Genomic DNA, 1938 nt, shown 5'->3' with positions numbered 1-1938 from the left:
CTGGTCGAGCGCTGCTTCAACAAGCTCAAAAACGCCCGGCGCGTCGCCACCCGCTACGACAAGACCGCCGAGAGCTTCCTTGGCTTCATCGACATCACATCTATCCGCCTATGGCTCCGCCATTTGTCAACATGACCTAGGCTTGCTGCACTAGCAAGCCAATCCGTCATCGTTGGTGCTATCTCTACAGCTATCATTCTGTTTCCACCCTGATATGCACAACCACGTCGCGAAGCTAGATCGCGATCTTAGGTGGCCATGAAAGGGACAACTTGACACCGAAGTGGCCTTCGTTTCCCTCACCATCATCCCATCCCCCGACAATTCGCGCGCTACAACTGGCACGGTCTGCACCGGCTTCCTTCAAGAAAGCTCCGAAGGTTGGAGCATCGTTCTTGCGGAGATATCCCACCTTCATTTTTCGGATGAATACAGCGACCGCGTCGGGATCGTGGGGGTTCGATGGTTCCGGGCTGAGTGTAGCTTGTTCATCAATTCTGACGCCATATTCACGCTTTCGACCGCCCGCAAGCCTAAGAAGTTCGGCCTGATAATTGCCTGCGCCCGCTATCTCAAAGGTATTGCCTCTGCCTTTCTTGCAGCGAATTTCATTCTTGCTCTTTGATTTTCTGAACAATCCGAAAATTACCATAAACTTGTCTCTCCTCAAAACTGCACCCAGCCTAGCATTGCATAGTGAAACAAGTGTGATGCGTCACCGCTGAATGCTGAGTTAGGAGCCGATTCTCGGGTTGCGCTGACGGCGTTCCTCTTCACTCCCGCTGTTACCCCAGATGTTACCCCAAGCCAAAATCCACCAATACCGCTTAGAGCGGTTTAAGCTAAGTATCTGCTTTCTCGGATTTTTTTGGCTCCGGCGGTAGGGATCGAACCTACGACCAATTGATTAACAGTCAACTGCTCTACCGCTGAGCTACGCCGGAACGGTGCGGCGCGTATAGCAATCGTCAAATAGGTCGTCCAGTGGTATTTTGACGAAAATTGACGATTCCAGTTTTTGCGTTGCCAGGCCGAGCATCGATCAGGTGAGAGCATCTTGCTGAACGAAGACGGGTCCTGCCGGTGAACAGTCCGCGAACGGGTCGCGGTATCCTGCGGAGTGCTGTTGCACGTCACTCCGCAGGGCGCGACACGCGGTGTTGTGAAAAAGGATCCTCTTGACTGGCTTGTCATATGGGACTGTGATGGGGTTCGCTGTCACGGCAGCGGAAAGCCACTTCAGGTTCGGCATAACAAGACCGGGCCGAGCGAGAGAAACAGGGGTGAAACAGGATTGCGGCCGGTCAGGCATCGATCTTTCTCCTGTGTGCGGGAGGAGCGACGTCGATGATGTGTCTGGACGAATGGGACGAGACCATTCTAACCAATTGCGGCCGCTTCCACACCGAACCCACACGCGGCGCGCGCAAGCAAATCGGAAATTTCGTCAAGCGCGCCCGGCTCGGAGTGGATATTGCCGAAATCGAGTGCACGATCGAACATATCCATCGGTCGCGTCTTGGTATCCGTCGCGACGATCAGGAATACATGTTCCTGCTGTATCAGAAAACCGGTGAGACCGCGGTGTCGCACAACCAGCGAGAAGAGGTCCTGACGTCTGGCGAATGTCTCCTGCTGGACTCGACCAAAACCGCGATGATGGCGTTCAGCGGGCGGCATGCCAGCTTCTTTTCCGTGCATCTTCCGCGTGGGCTGTTCCTTGACGAGCGCAGCTCCTTTCCCGTGGCCGGGCGCAAGATCGGCGCCGGACATGTGCTGCATGGCAGCCTGAACACGGTCCTGTTCGCGAAAGATACACAAACCGAAACCGGTTTTTCCGCCGACTACCTGTTTGATTTCATCCGGATGGTCTTTGGCAGCGAAACCGGCACGGTCGAAGCGTCGCGGTTTCGAAACCGCGACGACCTGTTTCGATAT

Annotated in this window: 2 protein-coding genes, 1 tRNA gene and 1 pseudogene; 2 read left to right on the top strand and 2 right to left on the bottom strand. The window is 54.9% G+C overall.

The window, feature by feature from the left end:
- Nucleotides 1-135 (top strand): transposase (locus AB9K34_RS10905; RefSeq protein ID WP_287883799.1); only part of this gene is annotated, 135 nt, incomplete at its 5' end.
- A gap of 100 nt (nucleotides 136-235) precedes the next feature.
- Here AB9K34_RS10905 and AB9K34_RS10900 read toward each other — a convergent pair.
- Both AB9K34_RS10900 and AB9K34_RS10895 read right to left on the bottom strand, forming a co-directional pair.
- A complete protein-coding gene (locus tag AB9K34_RS10900) occupies nucleotides 236-652 on the bottom strand; it encodes a hypothetical protein (protein ID WP_369954456.1) in 417 nt (138 codons plus the stop codon).
- A 217-nt stretch (nucleotides 653-869) separates the two neighbouring features.
- Nucleotides 870-944, bottom strand: a tRNA-Asn gene (locus AB9K34_RS10895).
- Nucleotides 945-1347: 403 nt separating this feature from the next.
- On the opposite strand from AB9K34_RS10895, the pseudogene AB9K34_RS10890 reads away from it, so the two are divergent.
- Nucleotides 1348-1938, top strand: a pseudogene (locus tag AB9K34_RS10890) (AraC family transcriptional regulator); the annotation flags it as partial.

It is taken from the genome of Sedimentitalea sp. XS_ASV28 (genome assembly GCF_041224545.1).
Classification (GTDB): domain Bacteria; phylum Pseudomonadota; class Alphaproteobacteria; order Rhodobacterales; family Rhodobacteraceae; genus Sedimentitalea.
The sequence above is the reverse complement of the archived record's forward strand: the minus strand, read 5'-3'. Positions and strand labels throughout refer to the sequence as shown.